The sequence below is a fragment of the Acidovorax sp. M2(2025) genome, from assembly GCF_049330835.1.
In the GTDB taxonomy this organism is placed as follows: Bacteria; Pseudomonadota; Gammaproteobacteria; order Burkholderiales; family Burkholderiaceae_C; genus Acidovorax.
The window spans coordinates 1,971,746-1,997,720 of the sequence record NZ_CP186262.1 but is presented as its reverse complement, the minus strand read 5'-3'; the positions used below and the strand labels follow the sequence as shown (position 1 = coordinate 1,997,720).

At 67.5% G+C, this 25,975-nt stretch carries 22 protein-coding genes and 1 pseudogene; 8 read left to right on the top strand and 15 right to left on the bottom strand.

Features of this window, described 5'->3' with window-relative positions; translation table 11 throughout:
* Positions 1–76: 76 nt before the first annotated feature.
* Entirely contained in the window at positions 77–1,879 is a 1,803-nt protein-coding gene (locus ACOYR3_RS09275) for a GmrSD restriction endonuclease domain-containing protein (RefSeq protein ID WP_422846155.1), read from the bottom strand.
* Positions 1,880–2,172: 293 nt separating this feature from the next.
* A complete protein-coding gene (locus tag ACOYR3_RS09270) occupies positions 2,173–3,096 on the bottom strand; it encodes a lysophospholipase (RefSeq protein WP_422846154.1) in 924 nt (307 codons plus the stop codon).
* Positions 3,097–3,318: 222 nt separating this feature from the next.
* On the opposite strand from ACOYR3_RS09270, the gene ACOYR3_RS09265 reads away from it, so the two are divergent.
* Positions 3,319–3,741: a DUF1810 domain-containing protein gene (locus tag ACOYR3_RS09265; RefSeq protein ID WP_422846153.1), complete on the top strand. Its 423-nt coding sequence runs from the start codon at positions 3,319–3,321 to the stop codon at positions 3,739–3,741.
* Between the two features lie 32 nt (positions 3,742–3,773).
* Here the strand turns inward: ACOYR3_RS09265 and ACOYR3_RS09260 are convergent, their stop codons facing one another.
* Both ACOYR3_RS09260 and ACOYR3_RS09255 read right to left on the bottom strand, forming a co-directional pair.
* Positions 3,774–4,541, bottom strand: coding sequence for a coniferyl-alcohol dehydrogenase (locus tag ACOYR3_RS09260; RefSeq protein ID WP_422846152.1), 768 nt, complete (start codon positions 4,539–4,541; stop codon positions 3,774–3,776).
* A gap of 328 nt (positions 4,542–4,869) precedes the next feature.
* Positions 4,870–6,345, bottom strand: coding sequence for a benzaldehyde dehydrogenase (locus tag ACOYR3_RS09255; RefSeq protein WP_422846151.1), 1,476 nt, complete (start codon positions 6,343–6,345; stop codon positions 4,870–4,872).
* Positions 6,346–6,598: 253 nt separating this feature from the next.
* On the opposite strand from ACOYR3_RS09255, the gene ACOYR3_RS09250 reads away from it, so the two are divergent.
* The 6 genes and pseudogenes from ACOYR3_RS09250 (at position 6,599) to map (ending at position 10,924) form a co-directional block, all read left to right on the top strand.
* On the top strand, positions 6,599–8,512 hold the full coding sequence (locus ACOYR3_RS09250; RefSeq protein ID WP_422846150.1) for a sigma 54-interacting transcriptional regulator: 1,914 nt from the start codon (positions 6,599–6,601) through the stop codon (positions 8,510–8,512).
* A 5-nt stretch (positions 8,513–8,517) separates the two neighbouring features.
* Positions 8,518–8,901: pseudogene (locus tag ACOYR3_RS09245) on the top strand (EamA/RhaT family transporter); the annotation flags it as partial.
* 222 nt (positions 8,902–9,123) lie between these two features.
* Positions 9,124–9,291 carry a hypothetical protein gene (locus ACOYR3_RS09240; RefSeq protein ID WP_291484859.1) on the top strand — a complete coding sequence of 56 codons (168 nt, stop codon included), beginning with the start codon at positions 9,124–9,126 and terminating at the stop codon, positions 9,289–9,291.
* 70 nt (positions 9,292–9,361) lie between these two features.
* Positions 9,362–9,694, top strand: coding sequence for a BON domain-containing protein (locus ACOYR3_RS09235; protein ID WP_422846149.1), 333 nt, complete (start codon positions 9,362–9,364; stop codon positions 9,692–9,694).
* 154 nt (positions 9,695–9,848) lie between these two features.
* Entirely contained in the window at positions 9,849–10,124 is a 276-nt protein-coding gene (locus tag ACOYR3_RS09230) for a ParD-like family protein (RefSeq protein WP_422846148.1), read from the top strand.
* On the top strand, positions 10,124–10,924 hold the full coding sequence (gene map, locus ACOYR3_RS09225) for a type I methionyl aminopeptidase (RefSeq protein WP_422846147.1): 801 nt from the start codon (positions 10,124–10,126) through the stop codon (positions 10,922–10,924). Before ACOYR3_RS09230 ends, map begins: the two co-directional genes overlap by 1 nt.
* Positions 10,925–11,045: 121 nt before the next feature.
* Here map and ACOYR3_RS09220 read toward each other — a convergent pair whose 3' ends face one another.
* Positions 11,046–11,837 (bottom strand): SDR family NAD(P)-dependent oxidoreductase, encoded by a 792-nt coding sequence (locus ACOYR3_RS09220; RefSeq protein ID WP_422846146.1) that lies wholly within the window; start codon positions 11,835–11,837, stop codon positions 11,046–11,048.
* Positions 11,838–12,047: 210 nt separating this feature from the next.
* On the opposite strand from ACOYR3_RS09220, the gene ACOYR3_RS09215 reads away from it, so the two are divergent.
* A complete protein-coding gene (locus ACOYR3_RS09215) occupies positions 12,048–12,947 on the top strand; it encodes a CPBP family intramembrane glutamic endopeptidase (RefSeq protein ID WP_422846145.1) in 900 nt (299 codons plus the stop codon).
* Between the two features lie 63 nt (positions 12,948–13,010).
* On the opposite strand, the gene ACOYR3_RS09210 is transcribed toward ACOYR3_RS09215, so the two are convergent.
* The 10 genes from ACOYR3_RS09210 to ACOYR3_RS09165 all read right to left on the bottom strand — a co-directional run bounded on the left by ACOYR3_RS09210 (position 13,011) and on the right by ACOYR3_RS09165 (position 25,892).
* On the bottom strand, positions 13,011–13,901 hold the full coding sequence (locus ACOYR3_RS09210) for an alpha/beta fold hydrolase (protein WP_422846144.1): 891 nt from the start codon (positions 13,899–13,901) through the stop codon (positions 13,011–13,013).
* 55 nt (positions 13,902–13,956) lie between these two features.
* The gene (locus tag ACOYR3_RS09205) at positions 13,957–15,105 is read right to left on the bottom strand and encodes an ABC transporter substrate-binding protein (protein ID WP_422846143.1); all 1,149 of its coding nucleotides are present in this window, start codon (positions 15,103–15,105) and stop codon (positions 13,957–13,959) included.
* A gap of 122 nt (positions 15,106–15,227) precedes the next feature.
* Positions 15,228–17,369, bottom strand: coding sequence for a D-(-)-3-hydroxybutyrate oligomer hydrolase (locus ACOYR3_RS09200; protein WP_422846557.1), 2,142 nt, complete (start codon positions 17,367–17,369; stop codon positions 15,228–15,230).
* A gap of 130 nt (positions 17,370–17,499) precedes the next feature.
* Complete coding sequence (locus ACOYR3_RS09195; RefSeq protein WP_422846142.1) at positions 17,500–18,573, bottom strand: branched-chain amino acid ABC transporter permease; 1,074 nt, start codon at positions 18,571–18,573, stop codon at positions 17,500–17,502.
* A gap of 16 nt (positions 18,574–18,589) precedes the next feature.
* The gene (locus tag ACOYR3_RS09190) at positions 18,590–19,576 is read right to left on the bottom strand and encodes a branched-chain amino acid ABC transporter permease (RefSeq protein WP_422846141.1); all 987 of its coding nucleotides are present in this window, start codon (positions 19,574–19,576) and stop codon (positions 18,590–18,592) included.
* A gap of 115 nt (positions 19,577–19,691) precedes the next feature.
* On the bottom strand, positions 19,692–20,426 hold the full coding sequence (locus tag ACOYR3_RS09185; protein ID WP_422846140.1) for an ABC transporter ATP-binding protein: 735 nt from the start codon (positions 20,424–20,426) through the stop codon (positions 19,692–19,694).
* The gene (locus tag ACOYR3_RS09180; RefSeq protein ID WP_422846139.1) at positions 20,423–21,196 is read right to left on the bottom strand and encodes an ABC transporter ATP-binding protein; all 774 of its coding nucleotides are present in this window, start codon (positions 21,194–21,196) and stop codon (positions 20,423–20,425) included. The genes ACOYR3_RS09185 and ACOYR3_RS09180 overlap by 4 nt, the downstream gene beginning before the upstream one ends.
* Positions 21,197–21,379: 183 nt before the next feature.
* Positions 21,380–22,858, bottom strand: coding sequence for a fibronectin type III domain-containing protein (locus ACOYR3_RS09175; RefSeq protein WP_422846138.1), 1,479 nt, complete (start codon positions 22,856–22,858; stop codon positions 21,380–21,382).
* A gap of 174 nt (positions 22,859–23,032) precedes the next feature.
* Complete coding sequence (locus ACOYR3_RS09170) at positions 23,033–24,229, bottom strand: substrate-binding domain-containing protein (protein WP_422846137.1); 1,197 nt, start codon at positions 24,227–24,229, stop codon at positions 23,033–23,035.
* 151 nt (positions 24,230–24,380) lie between these two features.
* Complete coding sequence (locus ACOYR3_RS09165) at positions 24,381–25,892, bottom strand: sigma-54 interaction domain-containing protein (RefSeq protein ID WP_422846136.1); 1,512 nt, start codon at positions 25,890–25,892, stop codon at positions 24,381–24,383.
* Between the last annotated feature and the right edge of the window lie 83 nt (positions 25,893–25,975).

Here is a 25,975-nt window from a genome sequence, read left to right as displayed (position 1 = left end):
CTAGTTCACCGAAGGTTTCGCCGGGGACTGCCGGGGCTTGAATGGAAGAGCGATCGAACTAAGTCAGTCAAACTGCCTACATACCCGCGAGGAACCTCTTGAACAACTCGCCGTACTGGGCCGTTGCCACCTCGGCCAACTTGTTGCCGTGCCGGACGAAGAACACGCCGTTGAAGTTCGATGGCTCCTCCTGCGCTTGAGCCTCAAACACGAAGACGGTTTTGTCGTAGTAGCGAACCGACTTGACGTTTCGTGCCACGTAGTCTTTCAGCGGCTCGGATAGCGCAGAGTTCTTGATTCGAGTGGTTAGCTCCATGAAGAGAGCGTCTAGCGATCGACCCAGCGCCTTGGCTTCGTGTTCCACACCCGTGATAAAGAAACGTTCGAATGGCTTGGCGTCGACCCCGTAAAGCTGCGTCACGCGCATTGCGTCAGCTTCAGCATCCGCTACGCCTACTAGGACATAGCCGCGCACACCCTTGCGGATATTGGCAATGCCAGCCAACGTCTTCAAGATCTTGTCGAAGCTGTCCTCGTCGAAGCCATGCTTGCCATCAAGACGAAGGAACCCCTGCTTGAAGTCGTACGCTGCCTGCTCGGTGTACGACTGCGTCAGGATGTTCTCCATCTGCGTGATCCACCGAACCTGTGCCGGGTCATAGGCCTTCGACGGACCAAAAGCTGCGCCGTACATGCCAGCCGCACCGTTCACTAGATTAGTTCGGTCTTCAGAACCCCAACGGCCACCCTCGGGCACCTGGATTTTGGCTCCGCTACCGTCGAGCAGCTTAATGAGCTGGTCTTGATCAACAACTTCCTGGTTTCCCACCACCATTAGCTTGTGCAACGCCAGGAAAACGACCTGAAAATACCGCGGCGCCCTTGGTGGTTGCTCGCCAAGAAGCAGTTGTCCGAGGGTGCGTTCGGCCCGATTCAACGTGACTTTCAGTTGATCCAGCACACGTTGGAAGTCGGCCGTAGCTACCTCGGTTGTGACCTTCTGCGTGGCCAGTTCAATCTGCTCATGCCGTTGCTGTGGGCCTTCGCCCTCGCCATAGCCGAAGAAGTCGTCCAGCACCTCGCTGCGTGATGGCGGCTTGGGCTCCAGTAGCATGAAAGCGAGGATGTCGGCGATGATTTCCTCATCGCGAGACTCCCGGACCTGCTCCTTAGTGAGTACACCCTGCTTAATCCAGAACACCTCATCAACGTTGATGCCGTAGGGCAGTTCGCGGTTCGTAATCGAGATTTTCTTCATCTCATTGAGGGGAAGCTCGTCGGACGCTGAAACGTCGCCACGAACCTTAGCGGCAATGAATCGAACAGCTTGGGCAAAGTGGCCGGTTGAACCGGCGATCCGCAGTTCTTGCCGAGACAGCTTCCGGCCACCCGAGTTAATTCGGCGAAACACCTCATCCACTTCCCCATCGCCGGCGAACTCGTAGATCGACAGTGGAACTGTGTACGCAGCAACCCGCACACAGGCATCGCGCGCAAGCACCGGCTCGCGCTGCTGAAGCTTGCCCGCGTCGAGCAGTGCCTTCGTTTCCGCCATAGTATTCAGATCGAAAAAACAGCCGTTGACAGCGTATTCGTTCTCGATGAACCCAAATACGGCGTTGAGGCGCTGCATGCCATCGATGATCTCAAACTGGCTTGGGCCGGCTACCATTTTTCGCTCTGCCAGCAGTACGATCGGCACAGGATACCCACTGATGATCGAATCGATGAAGCGTCTCTTTTCGTCAAGCGTCCAGACTAGCTTGCGTTGGTAGCGGCGGTTGACGATGTACCGCCAAGCTTGGTAGTTGCCAAAGATTCGCTCGACCGATTCGCCCTTGACCGTCAGATCCTGCCGGGCCTTCTGCGCTTCAACCATTGGGTGATTCCTCCATGAACCGCATAGGGTAGTTGATTAGGAGCTTCTTTTGTGCTCGGCCGAGTGCAGTGAATTGCATGGCCGCACGTCAGAACAAGCGCGGATCCGCCCAGTCGTCTCATGTCGGACCGGCCACTCAAAATTGGATCGTGCGCGCCATCTGTCAAGAGGCAAATTTCGGAGGTGGTTCGGCCATACGCGCCGCTGCCCCTCGATGGGCCGGTGCTGATCGTCGCAGCCGCCCCAGCCTGCTCGCGGCGAATGACTCAGATCAGCCCATAACAGGCAGTCGATTAGATCGCCACGCCCGCATCGAGAGGCGACCAAGCCACGGCCACATACCTCCGCAGCCACGCCACAACATCCCCCGTCACTTCCTCCCGATTCGTCTCATTCAAGATTTCATGCCGCGCCCCCGGGTACAGCTTGACCGTCACATCGGCCACACCCGCATCCCGATACCGCTGCCCCAGTTGCTCAATCAAAGCCCCGCCAGCGGCCAGCGGATCTGCGTCGCCGGACGCGATCAGGATGGGCAGGTCGCTGCGGATGCGCGCGAGTTGCGCGGGGTCTGCCAGCTTCGGTGCAGGCGCGAAGAGCGCGGGGATCACGTCCTCCGGCACGTCCCAGCCGCACCACGGGTCGGCCACGTAGGCATCTACCTCTGCCGCATCGCGCGACAGCCATTCGTAGCCGGTGCGGTGTTCAAACCCCGCGTTGAACGCCGCAAGCCCGGCGGGCGCGTCGGCCGGGGCGTTGGCCATGCCGGCGGCGAACAGGTCGAGGGCGGTGGAGCCTGACAGGATGACGCCGGACCAGCTGGACGAGTGGTCCAGGATGGCCGCCTGCGCGGCGAACGAGCCCATGGAGTGGCCGAAGAGGAAGAGCGGCAGGTTGTTGTTATTGCTGCCGTGCTGCGCGCGTAGCAGTGCGCCGAACTGGGCTACGTCGGCAATGAGGCCGTCGAACCCTGCGGCGCCAAAGTCGCCCAGCTTGCCGCCAGCGGTGCGGCCGTGGCCGCGGTGGTCCACGGCGTGGACGATGAAGCCGGCGGCGTTCAGGGCCCGCGCAAAGCGGTCGTAGCGCTCGCCGTGCTCGGCCAGGCCGTGGGAGATTTGCACGGCGCCCACGGGTTGGCCGGGAGTTTGGGCCCAGGTGTAGGTGGTCACCCGCGTGCCGTCTGCGTTGGACTGGAAGGAGGAGGTGGAGGTGCTCATCGGTTCATTCTGGCACGGGGTGTGGGGTTTGCGCATCACCGTTTTGTCGCGTTCAGCACGGTGCCCTCGCCGCTCCTCATTCAGTGCTTGCCGCGCCTGGGTTTCGCAGTCACCATGTTCTCAGCCCGCTCGTCACCTGATGTCGAAACGCCGCGCGAGGCTTCGACAAGCTCAGCCCGAACGGTGTTTGAAATTCGCAGGCACCAAACCCAGTAATCCAGCATGCCCCTGCCTCCTGTCCTCGACCGTTTTCTGCAAGCCCAGGAGCCCGTCTGGCCCCGCGTGGTGGCCGAGCTGCGGGCGGGCCGCAAGCGCACGCACTGGATGTGGTTTGTGTTCCCGCAGATCAAGGGGCTGGGGCACAGCGACATGGCGCAGCGCTACGCCATCCAGTCGCGGGCCGAGGCGCAGGCGTACCTGGCGCACCCGGTGCTGGCCGGGCGCCTGCGCGAGTGCTGCCAGGTCCTGCTGGGCCTGGAGACGTCTTCTGCGTTGGAGGTGTTCGGCACGCCAGACGACCTCAAGCTGCGCTCTTGCATGACGCTGTTTGGCGAGGCGGCGGGGCCGGGCAGCGTGTTTGAAGCGGTGCTGCAAAAGTACTTTGGCGGGCAGAAAGACCCGCGCACCATGGAGCAGCTGGGATAGGCCGCTTCCAACAGGCTGGCGCGTCGGCCCTGCTACAGATAGGTAGACGCCAGCCCGCCGTCCACTGGCAGGTTGATGCCGCTGACCCACCGCGCGGCATCGCTGCACAGGAAGGCAATCACCGGCGCCACCTCGTCGCTGAAAGCGGGGCGCTTCATGCGGTGGGCGTCTTTCTCCACCCGCTCCTGGCCCAGCATCTGCACAAAGTCGCCCAGGATGGGCGTGAACACCGGGCCGGGGGCCACGCAGTTCATGCGCACGCCGCGCTCCATGAAGATCTTTTGCGACTGGGTGAGCGTCCACACGATCAGCGCTTCTTTGAAGTACTGGTAGCAGGTCTCCTGCGGCACAGGGTTCCTGGCCAGCCACTGCGCGCCTTCTTCAAAGCTGGTGGTGGCGCCCAGGGCGCGGTGCTGTTCCAGGCGCTGCGGCCATTCGGCGCCCAGGATGGACGCAATGTTGACGATGGCGCCGCCCTCGCCCATGCGATCCAGCACGCGGTGCGTGAAGTGGCGCAGGCCCAGGTAGTTGACGCGGCCCACCAGGTCGGCGGGCGCCGTGCCCGGCACGCCGGCAATGTTGGCCAGCGCGTCCACCTGCGCGGGCAGTTGCGCCACAGCGGCATCGATGGCGGCTGGGTCGCCCAGGTCCACCTGCACAAAGCCGTCGAGCGTGAGCGTAGGGGCATTGCGGTCCACGCCGATCACGCGGGCGCCTTGCAGGCGGGCGAGCTTGGCGAAGTCTGCGCCGATGCCGGAGCAGCAGCCGGTGACGATGATGGTTTTGTTGTGAAGGGTCATGGGGGTTGTCTCCAGAAAATGTTGTGTGGTCTTAGGGTGGTGGGCGGCGCTTCGACAAGCTCAGCGTGAACGAATGGGGGGCGCTCCGGGACGAGCAGGCCGGAACGCCTGCGCCGCCTCCCGCAACCCCCAACCGTTCGGGCTGAGCCTGTCGAAGCCGGGGCATGACGCCGGTGCGGCGCTTCGACAAGCTCAGCGTGAGCGGGCGGGGGCATGCGCTGGTTTCTCTCACCACTCGAAATCCGTTCGTGCTCAGCCTGTCGAAGCCGAGGCAACACACCCGCCCTGCCTTCGACAAGCTCAGGCCGAACGGGAGGTTGTTGCTCTGTCAAAAAGGAAACGCGGGCACGGTGTCTTTGACGGTGATCCACTGCCACTGCGTGTATTCGTCAATGTCCGCAGGCCCGCCCACGCTGCTGCCGTTGCCGCCCAGGCCCGGCCCGCCAAAGGGGTTAGTGCATTCGTCGTTCACCGTCTGGTCGTTGATGTGCACCATGCCGGCACGCAGGCGCTGGCCCAGGGCGAGGGCGCGGCCCACGTTGGGGCTGATGACGGCGGCGGCCAGGCCGCCCTGGCTGGTGTTGGCCAACTGCACGGCCTCGTCGTCGGTGCGGAAGGTGACGAGGTTGGCCACGGGGCCGAAGGGCTCTTCGTCAAACGAACGCACGCCGGGCTTGACGCCGGAGAGCACGGTGGGCTTGTAGCGAAGGCCCTCGTGCGTGCCGCCCGCCTCCAGCGTGGCGCCCTGGGCCACGCTGTCCTTGATGACGCTGTCAAAGCGCTGCAGCTGCTTGGCGTCGATCATCGGCCCCAGGGCCACCTGGCCGCTGGCGCCGTCGCCCACGGGCAGGTGCGCGGCCTTGCCCACCAGGCGCTGCAGGATGGCCTCGGCAATCGATTCGTGCACCAGGATGCGGTTGGACGCCATGCAGATCTGCCCCTGGTGGAACCACGCTCCAAACGCGGCGGCGCTGGCGGCGGCGTCCAGGTCGGCGTCTTCCAGGATGATGAGGTTGTTGGCCCCGCCCAGCTCCAACGACACCTTCTTGAGGTGCTGGCCCGCCAGCGCGCCAATGCGGCGGCCCACTGTGGGCGAGCCGGTGAAGGCGATCATGGGCACGCGCGCGTCCACCACCAGGGCCTCGCCCGCCTCGGCGTCGCCCGGCACCACCTGCAGCAAGCCCTTGGGCAGGCCGGCCTCTTCAAACACCCGGGCCATCATGAAGCCGCCACTGACCGGCGTGCGCGTGTCGGGCTTGAGCACCACGGCATTGCCCAGCGCCAGCGCGGGCGCCACCGAGCGCAGGCCCAGGATGAGCGGAAAGTTGAACGGCGAGATCACGCCCACCACCCCGTGCGGCACGCGCCGCGCAATCGACAGGCGCCCGGGTGTGCTGGGCAGCACCTGGCCCTGGGCCTGCAGGGGCAGGCCGGCCGCCAGGTGGCACAGCGTGATGGCCTCGCGCACCTCGTGCTGGCCTTTGGGCAGGATGCCGCCGGTCTCGCGGGCAATGTGCAGGGCCAGCTCATCAAAGTGCTGCTCAAACATGCTGGCGGCGCGGTGGAACACGGCGGCGCGCTCGCGCGGCCCCGTGGCTGCCCACGCAGCCTGCGCCTGGGCCGCACGGCCGATGGCGGCCTGCATGTCGGCCGCGCTGGCAATGCCCACGGTGCCCAGCACCTGGCCGGTGGCGGGCTCGGTGACGTTGCGCTCGCCGCTCAGCGTGGTTTGCCACGCGCCATCAAAGGCCTTGCCCGCCCACAGGCGGTGGTCCAGCAGGCCCGGTTTTTCTGACATTCCCATTTGCGTTGCTCCTTGGTTGGTCTTGAGTGACCTCCTTTTTTGCAACGCGCGTACCAGCCGGGCTGGCCGAAGCCCGCCCAAGCGGGCAAACGCAGGTGGTTTTCAGAGGAGGCGCTACGGACTTTCCCTAGTCACTCCCCCCGCTGGCCTGGGCGACTTTTGGCGGCCGAATAGTTACTATCCATCATCAAATGCACATGCAGCAATTGATCAAATGATCACTTTTTGCTGAATTTCTGGTGAACGACCACCCATGCCCAAACGCCGCATCTCCCTGGCCGACCTGAACCGCACGGCCATTGGCCTGGGCCAGACCCTGCTGGGCACCACACCTGCCCCTCCGCCCCACGCCTTGGGCGGGTTTGACACGCAGGGCATCAGCCAGCACGCCCACCCCACCGTGGCGGACATCAGCGAATGCCTGTTCTTCTCGCCCGGCGACGGCCGCATCTGGCTGCAAGACCAGCGCATGGTGCTGCTGCACGCCGAAGCCCTGGGCGCGTTGCGGCGCGAGCTGATCGACAGCATCGGCCTGGACAAGGCGCGCGGCCTGCTCACCCGCGCCGGCTACGTGAGCGGTGCGCGCGACGCCCGCCTGGTGCGCCAGCAGTGGCCCGGCGCCGAGCCCCAGGCCGCCGCCATCGCCGGCACCCGCCTGCATGCGCTGGAGGGCGTGGTACAGGTGGAGGTGGTACATGTCCGCTACGACGCCGAGCGGGGCGACTACGACGGCGAGTTCATCTGGCACAACTCCAGCGAAGACGACGAGCACATCGCCGCCTACGGTGTGGGCGGCTCGCCCGCGTGCTGGATGCAGGTGGGCTACGCCACCGGCTACGTGAGTACCTTGTTCGGCCGCATGGTGGTGTTCCGCGAGGTGGAGTGCCGGTCGTCCGGCGCGGCGCACTGCCGCGTGGTGGGCAAATCGGCCGAGCGCTGGGACGACCCCGCGCAAGACCTGTTCTACCTGAACGCGCAGGACTTCGTGGGCACCCCGCCCGCGGAGCTGGCCAACATGCCCGGCGGCAAGGCGCGCCGCACCACCTACCTGGGCATGCCGCCGGGCAAGACGCCGACCACGGCCCGCGCCGCCGATCACCCTGCCGAAGCCGCAACCCATTCCACCATGGTGGGCGCCTCATCCGCCTTCAACGCTGCCTGCCACATGCTGCAGCGCGTGGCCCCCACCAATGCCACCGTGCTGTTCACCGGCGAATCGGGCGTGGGCAAGGAGATGTTCGCCAGCATGCTCCACCGCATCAGCCCGCGCAGCAGCCAGCCCTTCGTGGCCGTCAACTGCGCGGCCATCCCCGAGACGCTGGTGGAGAGCGAACTCTTCGGCGTGGAGCGCGGTGCCTACACCGGCGCAGGTAACTCCCGCCCCGGCCGGTTCGAGCGCGCCCACGGCGGCACCCTCTTCCTCGATGAGATCGGCACCCTCAGCCTGGTGGCCCAGGGCAAGCTGCTGCGCGCACTGCAAGAAGGCGAGGTGGAGCGCGTGGGCGGCACCCGCACCGTGCGCGTGGACGTGCGCCTGGTGGCCGCCACCAACGTGGACCTGCGCCAGGCCGTGCGCGAGGGCACTTTCCGCGAAGACTTGTTCTACCGCCTCAACGTCTTCCCCATCCACTTGCCGCCGCTGCGCGAGCGGCGCGACGACATTCCGCTGCTGATGAGCCACTTCCTGGCTCACTACCAGCGCAAGCACCAGCGGCAGGTGCCCGGCTTCAGCCAGGCGGCGGTGAAAGCGATGTTTCACTACACCTTCCCGGGCAATATCCGCGAGCTGCAGAACCTGATCGAGCGGGCGGTGATTCTGGCGACGGATGGCGAGCCCCTGGAGCCCCACCATCTGTTTGCGGGCGGTGAGCAAAGCGGCGGCGGGTTGATGTCGCTGAACCTGCAGGGCAACGGCAGGGGCACGCTGCACGCGCAAGCGTCAACGGGTGCGGGAATGCGCGCATCGCGAACGCCCGCCGCAGCCAAGGCCGGTGCGGCGCCCTCGCCAGCCGCTGCACCGGTGGTGGTGCCGCTGCACCAGGCGGAAGCGCAGATGCTGCGTCAGGCGCTGCAGAGCGCGGGCGGCAATGTGGCGCTGGCGGCGCGGCTGCTGGGGATCAGCCGGGCTACGATGGCTTACCGGATCAGGAAGTTCGGGATTGGCTGATGACGGGCTACGGCATCAGCCTCGTCCTCTTTGTGCTGGCCCTGCGGGGACTGGGCGCCGCGCGGACCGGGGCCTACTTCTCGACGGCACCGTTCATTGGAGCAGCCGTGTCGCTGCTGCTGCTCGGAGAAGCCGCCAGTCCGGCATTCTGGATGTCCTGCGCGCTCATGGGGTGGGGCGTGTGGCTGCACCTGACCGAGGACCACGCGCACGAGCACACCCATGAGCCGCTGGAGCACGCACATGCCCACGCGCATGACGAGCACCACCAGCACGCGCACGACCCCGGGGTGGACACCACGGCACCCCACGTGCACTGGCACCGGCACACGGCCCTGCGCCACAGGCACCCCCACTACCCCGACATACACCACCAGCACTCGCATTGAGTGCCCCGCGTCCTCAGCCCCAGCGGCGCACCCGGCTGCGGGCGCAGTTCCCGGCACCGCGCTGCGCCGAAGCGCGTGCGAGCACCTTGCACAACGGCGCTCATCCACCGCGGCAACGGCTGTTCAGCCTGTGTTCAGCCTCACCCCGGCAACATGGCATCCCAAGGCAGGAAACGGCTGGCCGGCCTTGCCCTTCAACCCTCAGCCGTTACAGGAGCCATCATGAATTCCGACCTCAAGAGCTTTCTCGTACCGATTGCACGGACCGTTGCTGCCACCCTGTTTGTCGTCTTCACCGTGGCCTTTCTGACCGTGCCCTACGCACTGGAACAACACCCAGGCGATCCGCAGCTGTCAGCAGCCCAGACAGTGCCGCGCCACATGACCTGACCGCCCCTCCCTCCAGAAGACCACAGCCCGGCGGCGTCGCAGCCCTTCGCCCCCCCCTCGAAAGCACTCCATGAAAAACCTCTACTCCATCCTCCTGTGGTCCACCTCCTGTGCTGCTGCGCTGACCGCCTGCAGCCCACCCGAGCCTTCGGCAACCGCGCTCGCACAGGCGTCCGACACCACCGCCCATGTTTCGGACGCCGACACCACCACCCATGTCAAAACGGCACTGGGCAAGGTCCCCGACCTGGGGGATGGCGACATCACAGTCGTCACCACCAAGGGAGACGTTCGGCTTGCGGGCACCGTGGCAAGTCGCGCACAAATGGAAGCCGTCATCACTGCGGCGCGAGCCGCGCAAGGTGCTCACTCCATCCACGATGAATTGACCGTCCGGCCTTGAGCGCAGGGGCATTGCGCCCCAGCACTCGACAGTTCCGGACAGCGGCCGCGCTCGGACGAACGGGCCGGGCGGCCAGGCCGCAGCGGCAGACAATGCCACCCCCTGCGCAATGAAACGCATACAATACATATACGTTTCATATAAATTGAGAGCCATGGGCATTGTCAAGATTTCCGACCAGATGCACGAAAACCTGCGTCTTGCCAGCACGGCATTGAGCCGTTCCATCAACGCCCAGGCCGAGCACTGGATGCGTGTCGGCATGCTGGCCGAGCTGTACCCCGACCTGGACCACCGCGAGATTTGCCAGATGCTGGTGCGGGCCGAGCTGGCGGGTGGGCTGGATGTGGCGCTGGCGACGCAGGGCGGGCTCGGCAGCAAGGCTGCAGCCGTCGCCCCCACCGCACGCGCCAGAAAGCAGCCGCACTGATGGCGCGCGCTGACCGTGGCGTGCCGATCCGCTCGGCCGAAGAACTGGTGATGGCGCGGCGGGCAGCGCAACTGGCCGCCGAGGTGCTGGCCATGATCGAGCCGCATGTGGTGCCGGGCGTGACCACCGAGGCACTGGACGATCTCTGCCGCGACCACATAGTGAACGTGCAGGGCGCGCGGCCCGCCAACGTGGGCTACCTGGGCTACCCCAAGACGGTGCTGACCTCGGTGAACCATGTGGTGTGCCATGGCATTCCCTCGCCCCAGCAAACGCTGAAGAAGGGCGACATCGTGAACATCGACGTGGCCGTGGAAAAAGACGGCTGGTATGGCGACACCAGCCGCATGTTCTGCGTGGGCGCGCCCAGCGTGCTGGCCCAGCGGCTGGTGCGCACCACGTACGAGGCGCTGTGCGCGGGCATCCGCGCCGTGAGGCCCGGCGCCACGCTGGGCGATGTGGGCCACGCGATTGCCACGGTGGCGCAGCGCGAGAACTTCAGCGTGGTGCGCGAATACTGCGGCCACGGAATCGGCACCGTGTACCACGACGCGCCGCAGGTGCTGCACTACGGCCGGCGCGGCCAGGGGCTGCGGCTGGAGCCGGGCATGGTCTTCACCATCGAGCCCATGCTGAACGCCGGCCAGCGCGAGACCAAGGAGCTGGCCGATGGCTGGACGGTGGTGACCAAGGACCGCTCCCTCTCCGCCCAGTGGGAGCACATGGTGGCGGTGACCCCTGATGGCTTCGAGGTGCTGACGGCATGGCCCGGGGGCACCGGCGCCTACCCTGCGATTTGACGGGGCCCACTGCTCTTCCATGCAAAATCGGCCGCTAGCGCCTGCTGGGCAAGCGCAGGCAGTATCAAAACCATAGCATCTGTGCGGTGAGCCGGCGGGCCGCACCGGTGTGCCGCCTGCATCAATCGTTGGCCGACCCGGGTTCCGCCATCTTGCGGTGCTGCTCGGCCAGCACCTGCGACGGAGTAACCTTGGCCAGGGCCACCTGCAGCTTGTTCTTCAGGCCGGCCACCACGTCGGCCTCGCTGTCCATCATGGCGTCGAACCCGGCCTGGGCCACCTGGGCCGGGTCGGCCTTGTGGTCGTCCGCGCCGACCTGGGTGTCGAGCATCTGGGCGCGGGCAAAGAATTCGGTATCCGTGGGGCCGGGCATGAGGCAGGTGACGGTGACGCCGGTGTCCTTGAGTTCGTTGCGCAGCGCCGCGGCAAACGAGTCGATGAAAGCCTTGGTGCCGTTGTACACGGCCTGGAAGCTGCCAGGCATGAAGCCGGCGATGGAGCCGGTGATGAGCACACGCCCCGCGCCGCGGCTGCGCATGCCGGGCACCACGCGGTGCAGCAGGTACAAGGTGCCGGTGACATGGGTGTCGATGACGTGGCGCACGTCGTTGAAGTCCTGCTCCAGAAAGCCCTTGCCCAGGCCGTGCCCGGCATTGGCCAGCAGCGCGTCCACCGGGCGGTTGCCGATGGCCTGGCACAGGTCGTTCACGCCCGAGGGGCTGGCCAGGTCCGCAGGGACGGCCGTGACCTGCGCCCCCTGGATGCGAAAGTCCTCGGCCACGTCGTCCAGCGGGCGGTCTGCAGCCACCACCAGGTCAAAGCCCTGCGCGGCGCAGCGCAGGGCGAGGTAATAGCCGATGCCCGAAGAGGCACCGGTGACCACTGCAAGGGGTCGGCGAGAGGTCGGTTGCATGGCAAGGCTCCTTGCAAAATGCGCATGCTCCGTCGCAGAAAGACGCCCGCAGGTGGGCCTGCGCCGCGTGCCTGTGCCGAGCCAGTCCTACATCGGCCCCCAACCACGCACGGCAGGGCGCCCGAGGCACTGCGCCGGCGCTGCCACCCGGCCGTCGCGCGCCGCTGGCATGATCTTCCGTCCGGCCCCGCCGCCCCAACCTGCCCTGCCATGCGCCCTTCCACTGCCAACCCTGCAGCCCCGCGCCCCCTGGCGCGGTTTGCCCAGCGGCATGCGCTGCTGCTCTACTGTGTGCTCGCCTTTGCGTTCTCGTGGGGGTATTGGCTGGCCTTGCTGGCGCGCGGCGAGCGGGTGGGCCCCGGCTCCAGCGCCACGCACCTGCCGGGCCTGTGCGGGCCGTTTCTGGCTGCGCTGGTGGTCACGGCACTGGCGGAGGGCATGCCCGGACTCGTGCGCCTGCTGCGCAGCTGCGTCCGCCTGCCGGTGCCGCGTTGGCGCTCGGCCCTGCTAGCGCTCTCGCCGCTGCTGCTGGGGGCGCTGATCTTCGCGGCACTGGCAGCCTTCGGCCACCCCCTGCCATCGCTGCGGGACTTCAACACCTATCCGGGCATTCCCCAAGCCCCTTCGCTGGGCGTGGCCGCCGTGGTGGCGCTGCTGCTCAACGGCCTGGGGGAGGAAGGCGGGTGGCGCGGCTTTGCGCTGCCGCGCCTGGCGCAGGGGCGCTCGCGGCTGCGGGCAGCCCTGGCGGTGGCGGGCATCTGGCTGCTGTGGCATGCGCCGCTGTTCGTGCTGAACACGAGCATGGCGGCCCTGCTGGGCCCGGCCTTGCTGGGGTGGGCGCTGGGGTTGACCGCCGGCTCGCTGGTGCTGGCGTGGCTGTATTTCCAGGGCCGCAGCGTGTTGCTGGTAGCGGTGTGGCACACGGCCTTCAACTTTCTGGTGGCCACGGCGCCGGGCCAAGGGTTGGTGGCGGCGGTGGGCAGCACCGTGGTGATGTTGCTGGCGGTGGCTGTGGCGGCTGCTTGGCGGCGTGCGCCGGCACAGACCGACGACCTGGGTCGGCCGCAGAACAGTTCACCCCCCACAACGCACAAGGCCCGCCGCTCGTGATCACCAAGGCGCCGGTGCGGCTGCAGGAAGCAGTCTGGGATCACAGCGCCCGGCTGCGGCCGTTCAGCCCCCGATTGTGCCGGCCCGCACCTGCGCACCGTGCAATGCGGCATCGATCAACGCGTAGTGCTCGGGCACGTTCAGCGCGGGCGCGTGGCCGCAGCCCGGCACTTCCACCACCCGGGCCAGGCCACGCAGGCCGGGGCCGCGCGTGAGCATCTCGGCGGTCGTTTCGCGCAGCACCAGGTCGGACTGCTCGCCGCGCAGGCACAGCACGGGAATGTCCAGCGCGTCGTAATGGTCCCAGATCAGGTAGTCGTTGGCGTGCATGGTGAATTGCTGCACCATGGCCGGGTCGTAATGGGGCGTCACGCGGCCGTCCGGCAGGCGGCGGGTGGAGGTCTCGGTCAGGCGCCGCCACTGGGCGTCGCTCAGCCACCCGTAGGGCTGGTACACCTGCCGGAAGAAGGCCTCCAGCTCCAGCACGGTGTCGAACGCGGGCGGTGCGCCGGCGTACGAGCGGATGCGCTGCAAGGCCGCCTCGGCCAGGCACGGCGCGTTGTCGTTGAGCACCAGGCTGGTGATGCGCTCCTTGAGCTGCGGCTGGAACAGGCCCGAGGCGCACACGGTACCAATGGCGCCGCCCATGGAGGTGCCCACCCAGTGCGCCCGCTCGATGCCCAGCCGGTCAAACAGCTCTGCGGCGATGCGGGCATAGAACGCCAGCTGGTATTCCGCAGCCGGGTCCCGGGCCCACTGGCTCAGCCCGCGGCCCAGGGTGTCGGGGCAGATCACGCGGTAGCGTGGGGCCAGGTGCGCGGCCAGTTCGTCCATGTCCCGCCCGGTGCGCGCCAGGCCATGCCAGGCAATCACCACCGGAGCATCGGGCGCGCCCCACTCCATGTAGTGGATCTCATAACCGGCGCAAGTGGCGTAGCGCGATGTGGGTACCATGTGAGCAACCTTTTGGGAACAACAACAGACAAGAGAAAACCAAGGGCCGGGGCCGCTACTTCATCAGGCGGCCATTGCTGCCAATGACCGTCACCTCGACAAAGCGCGACCCCACGCGGTGGGTGGGCGAATACCCGAGCGTGATGCCGCCCAGGTCGTAGTTCTGCAAAGACTCCAGCGCCTTGACCACCTTGGCCCGCGACGGCGCCGGGCCGGCGCGGCGCAGCGCTTCCACCAGCACCTTGGCCCCCAGGAACTGCTCGAAGCTGGTGTAGCTGACCTCTGCGCCGGGCGCGTATTTCTTGAGCAGCGCGTGGTACTCGCGCACGGCGGGCAGCTGCGGCCGGTAGGGATAGGGCACCACCTGGCTGATGCCCAGGCCGTGGGCGTTCTTCAGGCCGGCGATCTTCACGATCTCGGCGGGGTCCACCACGGAGATGTTGTAGAGCTGTGCGCCGCCGCCCTGCTCCCGGTAGCGCTGGATGAACGCCGCCGCAGGCTTGTTCACGGCAATCATGATCACTGCCTGCACGTCCGCGCCCTGGATGGCCCTCACCGCCTCGTCCACCTTGTCGGTGTTGCGCTCGTAGCCCGCAGCCGCCACGAGCTTCAGGTTGCGCTTGGCCAGCGCGGCCTCGACCCCGGCCAGGCCCGCCTTGCCAAATCCGTCGTCCTGGTACATCACAGCCACGCGATTCATGCCCAGCGTGGTGAGCTGCTGCACCATGTGCTCGGCCTCGTCGGCGTAGCCCGCACGCACGTGGAAGATCCAGGGGTTGAACGGGCTGCGCAGGGACTCGCCGCCGGTGTAGGGCGCCACCAGTGCGGCGCCGCCCTGCTCCAGCACGCCGTCGGCCAGCAGCTGCGTGATGTTGGCCGTGCCGGCAAAGCCGTAGAGCGCCACCACCTCGGGCCGCGCCAGCAGCTCGCGGGTGCGCTTGACGGTGTCGGCCACCTGGTAAGCGTCGTCCAGCACGTCGAGGCGCAGCGCGGCGCCGTGGATGCCGCCCTGGGCATTGACCCAGTCGAAGTAGATCTTGCCGCCCAGCACCATCTGCGCGCCGGTGCTGGCCAGCACGCCCGACAGCGGCGCCACCTGGCCCACCACGATCTCGGCCGCAGCCAGCGGCAGCGCCAGCGCGGCGGCCCACGCCATCGCCAGTGCCGTCGCCATGCGGCGGCGCCATGCCTTGAATTTGTCCATGCCGTAGGGTCCCTTGTCGTGTGGTCCGCGGCCCCGGGGCGGCACCCGGGCCGGTGGCCCTGGTGCATGCCCGAAGCGATGGAGCGGTGTGGCAATGCGCCGTGTTGCAAAGCTCCCTGCGGTTACTCGGGGATGGCAATGGCCCCGGCCGTGACGGCGATGGCGTTGCCCGGCGCGGGGGTGGCGGCCAGGGGCGGCACGTTGTCCGCCGTGATGGCGGGCGCGCTGCCGGGCGTGCCGCCGCGGGGCACGGTGCGCACCACCTGGCTTGCGGGCAGCGCCTTGCCGTTGGCCAGGTGGTCGTACACGGCGTCGAGCGCGCGGTTCAGGTACACATGCAGCGGCACGTAGCGCGTGTCGTAGCCCGGCAGCACGGTGGGCAGGCCCATGAAGCTGTCGAAGTGCTGGGCATTGGTCACCTCCACGTAGCTGAGCTTGCTGGCAGGCCCTTCCACCTTGCGGTTCAGCGCTGCGTAGGGGCGGGAGGTGTGGCTCACGGGCAGCAGCGCATCGGCCCGGCCATGCACGATCACCGTGGGCTTGCCGCGCAGGTTGCCGGTGCGGCGGGTCTCGTCCACGCCGGCCTGCAGCTGCCGGGCCGCTGTGTCCGTGCCCGCAACCAGGCGGCGCAGGCACAGCGCGCCGGCCGTGTTCCAGTCAGGCAGGCCGGACTCGGACACCGACAGGAAGTCGCGGGCCGGGCCCAGCTTGCCCCGGTTGTTGATGAGCTGCACGCCGCCCGTGGGGGGCACGCCGTTGCCCGTGGCAAACAGGCCCGCCAGCGCCGCGGGGGCCAGCGGCTCCACCGCGCCGTTGGTGGCTGTCGCCGCATAGCTGTAGCCGCACAGGTGGTCCTTGACGCTGCTGCGCGACAGGCTGTTGGCAAAGGTCACGGCCACGGCGGGCGCCACCTCGAAGGCCGCAAGCGATGCATGCAGGTCGTTGGACTCGGGCTCCCAGCCATAGGCCTGCAGCTTCTGCAGCGCCTCCTCCGCCTGCCCGGCCAGCGTGCCTGCGGTCAGCAGGCCGGCCCCCCGCAGCGCCGCGCAGCGGTTGGGGGCGATGGGCAGCGCCGCACTGGCAAAGCCCGTGGCGAAGGCGGCGGCATAGGGGCTGGCGCTCACCGAGGGCGCCAGCGCAGCGCACGCCTGGTACAGGTTGGCGTAGGTGGTGAAGTCCACCAGCGTCTTGCCCACCACCGGCACCTCGGCGGCGCCGCGGCGCACGGTGACGCCCGGATTGGCGGGCAGCTCCAGGGCGGGCTCGGACACCGCCACGCCACTGATGAGCCCGCGCGTGTCCTGCTCGGCCGCCGCGATGGCAGCGCCGCCGCCGTTGGAGATGCTGGACGCAATGACGATGGTGTTGGCCGGCGTGAGCGTCTTCAGGCGCTCGCCCGCGGCGTTGGTGTCGCCATAGCGCTGGTTGAGCACGTAGTAGCCGAACTCCACCGCCTGCAGCGTGGTGGTGCCCCAGTCTTTCTCGGCGTTCTGGCCCGAGTGTGCGTGCTTGAACGCGAAACGGTTCGGCGTGGCCGTGTTGAATGCCGCCAGCTCGGCCGGCGTGAGGCCGGCGTTGAAGGCGGCGCGCCGGCCCGCGGCCGCCGCGGTGGTGCGCGTGCCGTCCATCAGCGGCACGGTGTCGTTTTGCAGGTCGTGCGGCGCGCCGCCCGTGCCCTTGTCGGAATAGGCCACGGCACAGCCGCGCTTGAGGCCCCATTCGCCTGTGGAGATGCCGCCGTACACGCCGCGCGAGCCTGAAGCCGTGGCGGTGATCATGCACGGCTTCTGCGGGTTGAAGCTGGCAGGCACCTGCACCATGAGCGTCACGTTCTTGCGGCCCGAGCCATCGTCCGCAAAGGCGAGGTATTCGGTGCCCGCCACCTTGCCCTCCCCGGCCACCGGCTTGCCCTGGGCGTCCACGTTGGGACCATAGAGCAGGCCGTAGCCGCCGGCCGCCGTCATGTCGAGCATGGCGCGGTAGTTGGCATGGATGGCCGCGCGGCGCAGTTCCGCGGCCGTGGGCTTGAGGGGGTCGGCATACGGCGGCGGCACGGCGGCCGCCAGGCCGGAGGCGCCCAGGCCCGCGGTGAGCAGGTCGTCGGTGGCGCCGTCGTAGGTCGTCTCGGTGATGGCCCCCAGGAAGGCGGGCTTGGCGTTGAGGGCGGGGCCCTCGCTGCCGCTGCCTCCGCAGGCCGCCAGCGCAGCGGCCGCCAGGGCGGCGGGAAGGAGCGGGCGCAGGCCCGCGGGGGTGCTCATTGGCATCATGTGCTTGTCTCCTGTTGTCGTTTGACGTGTGTATGCACAGCGACTACGGCGGCCCGTTCCTCTGGCGTGAACGGTGCGCGCCTGCTCCCTCTTCCTTCCTTTTTGTCCTGCCGGTCCCCGCGCCCCCTCAGGCCGCCCTGCGCGCCGCTGCCGCGCGCAGGCGCCCCACCACACCGGTGGGGAAGTAATAGACCGACAGAACAAACAGCACGCCCAGCCACAGCAGCCAGCGGTCGGGCGACAGCACGGCGGACAGCCAGGGCAGCCCGGCCGTGGCCTCGTGCCCCAGCCGCAGCAGGTCTTGCAGGTAGCTTTGCGCCACCAGGAACAGCACGGCGCCGATGGCCGAGCCGTAGATCGTGCCCATGCCGCCGATCACCACGATGAGCAGGCAGTCCATCATGATTTCGAAGCTGAGCGAGGTGTCCGGCCCGTTGTAGCGCAGCCAGAGCGCCAGCATGGCGCCCGCCAGGGTGGCGAACAGGGCCGACAGCACGCTGGACGTGGTGCGGTACACCACCACGCGGTAGCCGATGGCCTCGGCGCGGAACTCGTTCTCGCGGATGGCCTGCAGCACGCGGCCGAAGGGCGAGTTCACGATGCGCAGCAGCGCCAGCACCAGCGCCACGGCGGCGACGAACAGCAGGTAGTAGCAGATCAGGCGCCCGTCGATGGTGACGCCCAGGAACGGGTCGTCAAACGGCTCGAAGCTGGGCGAGAGGATCTCGGGCACCTTGAAGGTCAGGCCGTCCTCGCCGCCCGTGATGTCCGACAGCTGCGAGGCCAGCGTCTGGAACGCGGCGGCCACGGCCAGCGTGATCATGGCGAAGAAGATGGCCCGCACGCGCAGCGAGAACAGCCCCACGGCCAGCGACAGCAGCAGCGACAGCACCAGTGCGCCGCCCAGCCCCACGGCCAGCGCCGACCACGTGGGCCCCATGCGCGTGGTGGCCACTGCGATGCCGTAGGCCCCGATGCCAAAGAACATGGTGTGCGCAAAGCTCACGATGCCGGTGTAACCCAGCAGCAGGTCAAAGCTGGCCACCAGCACCACGAAGATCAGCACCTTGGCGGCCACGGACAACGCCTTGACGCCCGGAAACACGAACGGCGCAAAGGCCAGGCCCAGCAGGATGGCCACCAGGATCACCGCCAGCACCTTGCTGCGCGGGTAGTCGCCGGAGAGAAGTCGGTTCAGCATGTTGTGGTGCTCCTCTTCAACGGTTCGCGACTGGATAGACGCCCTGGGGACGCCACAGCAGGATCGCCACCATCAGCGCGATGTTGGAGAACAGCGCCACCTTGGGCGCCAGGAAGCCGGTGTAGTTGGCCATCAGCCCCACCAGCAGCGCGCCGATGAGCGCGCCGCCCGTGCTGCCCAGGCCGCCGATGATGATGACAATGAAGATCAGCACGTTGACCTGCGCGCCCATCTGCGGCACCACGTTCTGCTGGTACAGCCCCCACATCACGCCGCCCAGCCCCGCCAGGGCCGAGCCCACCACGAACACGCCCACGAACAGGCGGCGGATGCGGTAGCCCAGGCTCTCGACCATCTCGCGGTCCTGCACGCCGGCGCGGATCAGCAGGCCGACCTTGGTGCGCGACAGCGTCCAGGCCAGCACGCCGAACACCACCAGGCCCACCACCACGGCGATGAGGCGGTACTTCTCGATGGCGGCGTCGCCCACCAGCAGCGAGCCGCGCATGCCCTCGGGCAGCGGCAGCGGGATCTGGGCCGGGCCCCAGATGACCTTGATGAACTCCTCGCCAATGATCATGCCGCCCATGGTGATGAGGATCTGCTTCAGGTGCTGGCCGTACACCGGCCGCACGATGAAGCGCTCGAACGCCAGGCCCACGGCGCCCGCCACGGCCATGGCCACCACCATGGCGGGCAGCACGGCAAGCAGGTTGCGCCACAGCTCGGCGCTTTGCGTGTAGTCGCCCATGGCACCCAGCACGCTGGTGGCCACGAAGGCACCGAGCGCGATGAACACGCCGTGGCCGAAGTTCAGCACGTCCATCAGCCCGAAGACGAGCGTGAGGCCCGAGGCGATGATGAACACGATCATGCCCATGGCAAGCCCCGCCACCGTGAGCGTGAGCCAGGTGCTGGGCGAGCCGATGAAGGGCAGCACCAGCAGCGCCAGCGCGGGCACCAGCGCCAGGGGCTTCCAGTCGAAGTCGCGCGCCATGCTCATGCCAGGCCTCCCTTGCAGGCCTTGCCTGCGGCACAGAATGCTATCCTTTTAATAGCTGCTCGCGCTTTACCATCAAGCGCTAGAGCACGAAAATGCTTGAAATTCAGAATCGGTGTCATAGTGCCAGCCCCAGCAGCGACCGCTGCAATGCTTCGTCCTCGGCCAGCGCGGCCATGCTGCCCGCATGCACCACCTGGCCGTTGTCCATCACGGCGACGGTGTCGCCCAGGCGCTTGGCGAAGTTGATGTTCTGCTCGACCAGCAGGATGGTCACGCCGCTCTTCTTGAGCTGGTCGAACGCATCGATCATGTTGTTGATGATGGCGGGCGCCAGGCCCTTGCTGGGCTCGTCCACGATGAGCAGGTCGCGCGGCTCCACGATGGCGCGGCTGACGGCCACCATCTGCTTTTGCCCGCCGCTGAGCTTGCCCGCCGGGTGGTTCCAGAACTTCTCCACGGCCGGGAAGAGGCGGAAGATCCACTGCAGCCGCGCCTCGTCCATCTGCGCGGCGTGGCTGGCGCGGCGGGCGGCCAGCAGCATGTTTTCCTTCACCGTGAGGTCGGCAAAGATGCCCATGTTCTCGGGCACGTAGGCGATGTTCAGGCCTGCGATCGCCGGGGTGTTCATCGCGGTGATGTCTTTGCCACCGAAGTGGATGGAGCCCTGCGAGGCATGCCACAGGCCCATGATGGTGCGCAGCGTGGTCGTCTTGCCCGCGCCGTTGCGGCCCAGCAGCATGGTGAGCTGGCCCTTGGGCACCGCGAGGTCCACCCCGTGCAGGATGTGGTACGCGCCGATGTGGGTGTGCACGCCCCGGAGTTCGAGCAGGTTGGTGGTGGTGGTGCTCATGCTGCGGCCTCCTTGCTCACGCCCAGGTAGGCCTCTTGCACCACGGGCGATGCGATCACCTCGGCGGGCACGCCATCGGCCACCAGCGTGCCGTTGGTCAGCACGATGATGCGGTCGGCCAGCTCGCGCACCACGTCCATCTTGTGCTCCACCAGCAGGATGATCTTGGTCTTGTCCTTCTTCAGTTCGCGGATCAGGTTCAGGATCACGGGCGCCTCGTCGTGGCTCATGCCGGCCGTGGGCTCGTCGAACATGTAGACCTGCGGCTCCAGCGCCATGAGCAACGCCACCTCCAGCTTGCGCTGGTCGCCGTGCGGCAGGCTGGCCACGGGCGTGTCGCGCCGCTCGAACATGGCCACGCTGCGCAGGATGGATTCGGCCCGCTCGGTCAGCGCACGGTGGTCGCTCCAGATGCTCCACAGGTTCAGGCCGCGGCGGTGCTTGCCCTCCTGCGTGGCCTGCACGGCCAGGCGCACGTTTTCCAGCACGCTGAGGTTGGGAAAGAGGTTGGTGAGCTGAAACGCCCGGCCCAGGCCCGCGCGCGTGCGGGCCGAGGGCGGCTGCCCCGTGAGGTCCTGCCCGCCCAGCGTGACGCTGCCGCTGGTGGCCTTGAGCTGGCCCGAGATGAGATTGAAATACGTGGTCTTGCCCGCGCCGTTGGGGCCCACGATGGCGGTCAGCGTGCCCGGCTCGAAGGAGCAGGTCACGCCATTGACCGCCACGTGGCCGCCGAAGCGGATGGTCAAGTCCTTGGTGGCCAAGGTGCTCATGGGTGGTGTTTCACTTTCACGGTGGTCATCTTTGGGTTCGAAGCGCTTGCAACTGGCGGGGCCGAGGCCAGCGACCGCCGCGCAAGGGCCGCCCCGCCGCGCTGGCGGTGTCCCCCTTCCCGAATGGCGCAGCCATTCGAGAGAAGGGGGAAGGCGCGCAGCGACTCAGGGGGTTGTACATATTCAACAAGTGCCGACGACGTAGTAGTTGGGTCCGGTCTGCTTGAGCGTGGTGGTGGTGAACACATTCCACCAGCCCATGCCCTCATTGGAACCCAGCGCGTACGCGAAGCCCAGGTATGCATACGCGCGGCCCGCCAGCGTGTGCGCATAGTTGCTGGCGGTGGTGCAGGTGCCCGTGCCGCCGCCCGATGCAGCCAGCGTGGTGCCCGAGGCCGGGGCGGATGCGGCGCCTTCCGCGCCATTGGCATCGGCCGCGCGCACCGTCCAGCTGTAGGTGGTGGAGGCTGCCAGGCCCGTGTCCGTGAAGCTGGTGCCCGTGACCGGCAGCGCGTTGGTCTTGTTGCCGTTGCGGTACACGTTGTAGCTGGCCGCGCCGCTCACGGCGTTCCAGCCGACGGCCATGCTGCTGGCGGTGGCGCCCGAGGTGCTCACGCCGGTGGGCGCGGGCAGCACCGGGTCGGGCGGGTTGGTGGTGCCGCCGCCCGACGAAATCTGGTCCACCATGGCCTTGATGGCGGCCATCTGCGGGCCGGACTTCTTGGCGTAGTTGGCGTTGTCGTAGCCCCACCAGTCAAAGCAGCTGTTGGTGGCCGCCGTGCTGGTCTGGGGGTAGAGCATCACGATGTTGTTGGTCTCGGCCCAGCGGTTGTAGCCGGTGTTGCGCACATACTGCTGCTGCACGTCGCTGATGTTCTGCTTGCAGCCGTGCAGCACCACGTGCAGCTTGCAGGTGGCGCTGCCGCCCGCCTGGCAGGCCTGCGGGATGTAGGCCCAGCCGGTGCTGGCCATGCCGTGGTTGGTGATGAACTGCCCCTGGTTGAACTCGACAAAGTTGCCGGCGGGCAGCGTGGCGCTGCTGCGCGCGTTGAGCGGGCCGTACAGGTGCTGCAGCATGGCGCCCGCCAGGTCGAAGTTGCAGTTGCTGATGTAGGGCGCGCCCTTGGTGGAGCACGCGTTGCCGTAGTCGTCCGTCACCATGGCGTGCTCGGCCGCAATGTCCTTCATGTAGACCACGTTGGCCGCGGGCACGAAGCTGCCGTAGTAGGTGCGCAGCGCGTCCATCACGCCGGTCTTGACCACGCTGTCGAGCGTGCCCGAAAACAGGTAGACCCTGGAGTTCTGCAGGTTGGCTACCGGGTCGATGGCGCCCTGGCTGGCCCAGGTGTTGGTGGTGCTCACCAGCGTGCTGGTGGGGATGCCCGCGGGGCTGGCCATGCAGCGCCCGGTGGCGTTGACGATGGAGCCTTCGGCGCAATAGAACGGCCCGCCCGCCACCACGCCCGCGCCCTTGGCAAAGGTGGCCGAGTACGCCACGTGCAGCTGCACGGCCATGAAACCGCCGGCCGACAGGCCCGACACGGTGGTCTGGGTCTTGTCGATCTTGAGCGCGGGAAGGTTGACGGCGGCGTGGGCCGCCATCGCGGAAACGAGCGCCAGTGCGGCGCTGGCGGTGGCCGCCCGGAGGAATGCAAAAGCCATGGTGTCTGTCTCCTGGTGTTTTTTGAAACGAAACCGACCTGCCCCCGTGTGGTGCCGGGGGTTCATGCTTTGGACTGGCAGAAAAAAGGGGCGGCCGCCCCCGCGAAAGGAACCCAGCGTGGCGGGACGCTTTCGCGCCCCGCCGGCCAGGCCTCGCAAATCAACGCAAGAGGCTTACCGCTTGTTGCGGATAGGCACGTTCATTTCTTCCGGCTTGATCTCGCGCACCAGCTCGGGCACGCCCCAGGCGAAGGCCGGGTCCACCTTGATCTTGAAGTGGTACATGCTCTGCAAGGCTTGGTGGTCTTCCTTGCGGAAGGTCATCTTGCCCTTGGGCGTGTCAAAGCTCATGCCTTCCATGGTCTTGATGAGCTTGTTGGTGTTGGTGTCCCCGTTGGTGGCCTTGAGGGCCGTGACCAGCGCCATGGCCGAGCTGAAGCCGCCGGCGGTGAAGAAGTCCGGCGGTGCCTTGAACTCCTTGTAGTGCGCGGCCACCATGGCTTCGTTCACCGGGTTCTTGGGGATGCCGAAGTAGTAGTAGGTGGCGCCTTCCATGCCGGGGAAGTTCTTGTAAGCCGACATCGCCGGCAGGATGTTGCCGCCAGTGGCGATCTCGATGCCGTAGCGCTTGAGGTCCAGGTCGGCGATCTTGAACGGGTTGCCCGCGCCGGCCCAGATGATGAAGATGATCTTGCGGCCGGGCTGGTCCTTGAGCTTGTCGATCAAGCGCTGGGCACCGGCGGTGAAGTCGGTGGTGGTGGTGGGCAGGTATTCCTCGTGGACAAGCTTGGCGCTCTTGAGCGCGTCCTTGAAGGCTTTCACGCCGTCGCGTCCGAAGGCATAGTCCTGCGCCAGCGTGGCCACCGTGACGCCTGGCTTGTCGATGGCCACGGCATTGGAGATCGCGTCCTGGCTGCTGTTGCGGCCGGTGCGGAAGATGTACTTGTTCCACTTGTCGCCGGTAATGGCGTCGGCCACGGCGGGCTCGACCAGCAGGATCTTCTTGTACTCCTCGGCCACCGGCAGCAGAGCCAGCGCCACGCCGCTGGAGGTGGGGCCCACGGCGATGTCGGCCTTGTCGTCCGAGTAGGCGGAGGCCAGCAGGCTCTTGCCCAGGTCGGGCTTGCCCTGGTCGTCCTTCTCGATCACGACAATCTTCTTGCCGCCCACGGCCATGGTGCCGCCGGTGGCGTAGTTCAGGCCCATCAGCAGGCCCGTCTGCGTCTGCTTGCCGTAGGCCTCCAGCGGACCGGTCTTGCTGTAGATGTGGGCGATGCGGATCTCGCCGGACGCCTGGGCAAACGCGGGAGCGGAAAGCGTGGCGGCGGTAACAGCAGCGGTGGCCAGGGCAACCAGGGTGCGACGGTGCATGCGGAGTCTCCTTGTAGTGATGCCTGGATATCGCACAGTTTGTGCCAACAGGTAAGTGGTTGATTTGATTGGCAGCCGAGTGCCGCCGCCACAATTAGCGTACAAATTTCAGACAAATAAATTGTCCAAGTTTCAGACAAATGTCTGCAATTTACTCAGGGTTTTCCAGACGTCCGTACAGCGTCGCCCGCGAGATGCCCAGCTGCCTGGCCGTGGCCAATTTGTTGCCGCCATGGGCCTTCATGGCCGCTGCGATGGCCTTGCGCTCCAGTTCGGCGACCTGATCGGCCAGAGGGCGCAGGTAGCGGCTTTCGTCCTCGGCCTCGGCGGCGGGGCCGGGGTCTTGCACGGGCGCCGGGGCGGCGGGCTCCACGCCCGCCTCGCGCAGGATGCGTTCGAGCTGCGCCGCGTCGATGGACTGCGAGTCGCTGCGCATCACGGCCTGCTCCAGCACGTTGCGCAGTTCGCGGATGTTGCCGCGCCAGGGCTGGCCGGCCAGCAGGGCCATGGCGTCGGGCAGCAGCTCGGGCGGCGGCGTGCCGTTGCGCAGGGCCAGGTCCTCGCCCAGCGCTTCCACCAGCGCGGGGATGTCGCTGCGGCGCGCCCGCAGCGGCGGCACGCGCACGGGCAGCACGTGCAGGCGGTAGAACAGGTCTTCGCGGAACTTGCCCTCGCGCACCAGAGCGGCCAGGTCGCGCGAGGTGGCGGCCAGGATGCGCACGTTGAAGGGCACGAGCTTGTTGCTGCCCAGCGGCTCGATCTCGCCCTCCTGCAACGCGCGCAGCAGCTTGGCCTGCAGGCTTTGCGGCATGTCGCCGATTTCGTCGAGGAACAGCGTGCCGCCGTCGGCCAGCTTGAACTTGCCGTCGCGGCCCTTGCGGTCGGCGCCGGTGTAGGCGCCCGGGGCCACGCCAAAGAACTCGGCCTCCAGCAGCGTGTCGGGCACGGCGGCAATGTTCACGCTGACGAACGGGCCGCCCGCGCGGCTGGATGCGGCGTGGATGGCGTGGGCCAGCAGCTCCTTGCCGGTGCCGGTTTCGCCCAGCAGCAGCACGGGGCTTTGCGACTGCGCGGCGCGGCGCGCCTGGCGCTTGACCTCGGCGGCGGCCGGGCTGGAGCCGATGAAGCTGGCAAAGGTGTACTTGGCGCGCCGCTCGCCCTCGCCCGCCGCGGCCAGGGTGCGGCTGCGCTGGCGGGCCAGCTCGCGGCGCGCGTCGTCCAGGTCGCGCTGCAGGAGCGCGAACTTGCTGATCAGCGGCTGCAGCGTGGTCTCCGGGTGGTCGAACAGCACGATGCCGATGGCGCCGATCACGCGGTCGGCGTCGTCGCGCAGCGGGATGCGGCTGACCACGAACGTGCCGGCCTTGTTGGTGAGCAGGTCGATCAGCACGGGCTGGCCCGTGTCGAGCACGCGGCGCATCTGGGTGTTGGGAATGACCTCCTCCACCATGCGGCCCACGAACTGGTCCACCGACGAAAAGCCCAGGTCGGGCAGAAAGCGCTGGTACCCCTCGTTCACCCACACGATGCGCCCGCTGCGGTCCACCAGGAACATGCCCTGGCTGACGCTGGAGAACAGCTGGAACATGGAGCGCGCCGCCAGCTCCAGGATGCCCTGGGCATCCAGCGGCAGGGCGGGGGCTTCGTCGGCAATCATGGGCATGGGGCGATGGTAGCGCGGCGCGGGCGGCGGGCGAGGCAGGTCCGCACCCCACGGAAGAAGCTATTATTTTTATAGCTGCTTGC

Excerpts from the sequence above, each read along its gene's own strand:
- ACOYR3_RS09260 (WP_422846152.1), bottom strand. The coding sequence starts at position 4,541 with ATGACCCTTCACAACAAAACCATCATCGTCACCGGCTGCTGCTCCGGC.
- ACOYR3_RS09255 (WP_422846151.1), bottom strand. The coding sequence starts at position 6,345 with ATGGGAATGTCAGAAAAACCGGGCCTGCTGGACCACCGCCTGTGGGCG.
- ACOYR3_RS09220 (WP_422846146.1), bottom strand. The coding sequence starts at position 11,837 with ATGCAACCGACCTCTCGCCGACCCCTTGCAGTGGTCACCGGTGCCTCT.
- ACOYR3_RS09170 (WP_422846137.1), bottom strand. The coding sequence starts at position 24,229 with ATGCACCGTCGCACCCTGGTTGCCCTGGCCACCGCTGCTGTTACCGCC.
- ACOYR3_RS09210 (WP_422846144.1), bottom strand. The coding sequence starts at position 13,901 with ATGGTACCCACATCGCGCTACGCCACTTGCGCCGGTTATGAGATCCAC.
- ACOYR3_RS09165 (WP_422846136.1), bottom strand. The coding sequence starts at position 25,892 with ATGCCCATGATTGCCGACGAAGCCCCCGCCCTGCCGCTGGATGCCCAG.
- ACOYR3_RS09215 (WP_422846145.1), top strand. The coding sequence starts at position 12,048 with ATGCGCCCTTCCACTGCCAACCCTGCAGCCCCGCGCCCCCTGGCGCGG.
- ACOYR3_RS09175 (WP_422846138.1), bottom strand. The coding sequence starts at position 22,858 with ATGGCTTTTGCATTCCTCCGGGCGGCCACCGCCAGCGCCGCACTGGCG.
- ACOYR3_RS09250 (WP_422846150.1), top strand. The coding sequence starts at position 6,599 with ATGCCCAAACGCCGCATCTCCCTGGCCGACCTGAACCGCACGGCCATT.
- ACOYR3_RS09205 (WP_422846143.1), bottom strand. The coding sequence starts at position 15,105 with ATGGACAAATTCAAGGCATGGCGCCGCCGCATGGCGACGGCACTGGCG.
- ACOYR3_RS09265 (WP_422846153.1), top strand. The coding sequence starts at position 3,319 with ATGCCCCTGCCTCCTGTCCTCGACCGTTTTCTGCAAGCCCAGGAGCCC.
- ACOYR3_RS09180 (WP_422846139.1), bottom strand. The coding sequence starts at position 21,196 with ATGAGCACCTTGGCCACCAAGGACTTGACCATCCGCTTCGGCGGCCAC.
- ACOYR3_RS09195 (WP_422846142.1), bottom strand. The coding sequence starts at position 18,573 with ATGCTGAACCGACTTCTCTCCGGCGACTACCCGCGCAGCAAGGTGCTG.
- map (WP_422846147.1), top strand. The coding sequence starts at position 10,124 with ATGGCGCGCGCTGACCGTGGCGTGCCGATCCGCTCGGCCGAAGAACTG.
- ACOYR3_RS09240 (WP_291484859.1), top strand. The coding sequence starts at position 9,124 with ATGAATTCCGACCTCAAGAGCTTTCTCGTACCGATTGCACGGACCGTT.
- ACOYR3_RS09275 (WP_422846155.1), bottom strand. The coding sequence starts at position 1,879 with ATGGTTGAAGCGCAGAAGGCCCGGCAGGATCTGACGGTCAAGGGCGAA.
- ACOYR3_RS09270 (WP_422846154.1), bottom strand. The coding sequence starts at position 3,096 with ATGAGCACCTCCACCTCCTCCTTCCAGTCCAACGCAGACGGCACGCGG.
- ACOYR3_RS09200 (WP_422846557.1), bottom strand. The coding sequence starts at position 17,369 with ATGCCAATGAGCACCCCCGCGGGCCTGCGCCCGCTCCTTCCCGCCGCC.
- ACOYR3_RS09185 (WP_422846140.1), bottom strand. The coding sequence starts at position 20,426 with ATGAGCACCACCACCACCAACCTGCTCGAACTCCGGGGCGTGCACACC.
- ACOYR3_RS09230 (WP_422846148.1), top strand. The coding sequence starts at position 9,849 with ATGGGCATTGTCAAGATTTCCGACCAGATGCACGAAAACCTGCGTCTT.
- ACOYR3_RS09190 (WP_422846141.1), bottom strand. The coding sequence starts at position 19,576 with ATGAGCATGGCGCGCGACTTCGACTGGAAGCCCCTGGCGCTGGTGCCC.
- ACOYR3_RS09235 (WP_422846149.1), top strand. The coding sequence starts at position 9,362 with ATGAAAAACCTCTACTCCATCCTCCTGTGGTCCACCTCCTGTGCTGCT.